The organism is Mycobacterium persicum (assembly GCF_002086675.1).
Lineage (GTDB): Bacteria > Actinomycetota > Actinomycetes > Mycobacteriales > Mycobacteriaceae > Mycobacterium > Mycobacterium persicum.
This window is the reverse complement of sequence record NZ_MVIF01000386.1, coordinates 1-207: the sequence shown is the minus strand read 5'-3', so window position 1 is coordinate 207 and position 207 is coordinate 1. Positions and strand designations below refer to the sequence as shown.

At 65.7% G+C, this 207-nt stretch carries 1 pseudogene; it reads left to right on the top strand.

Features of this window, described 5'->3' with window-relative positions:
* A pseudogene (locus BST40_RS28870) lies at positions 1-207 on the top strand (ABC transporter ATP-binding protein); the annotation flags it as partial.

The following is a 207-nucleotide window of genomic DNA, read 5'->3' as shown; positions in this document are numbered from 1 at the left end:
AGCGCCTACCTAGCCTCCAAACTCGTCGTCCTGACCGCACTCACCACCATCCAAGGACTCATCCTCGGATTCCTGGGCCCGGCGTTCCTGCCCGCACCGGACCAATCGGTCGTGCTGCCCTGGCCGACACTCGAGGTGGCGGTGGCCGTCGTTGCGGTCACCGTGGTCTCGATGATCATCGGCCTGCTGATCTCGGCGCTGATCGGC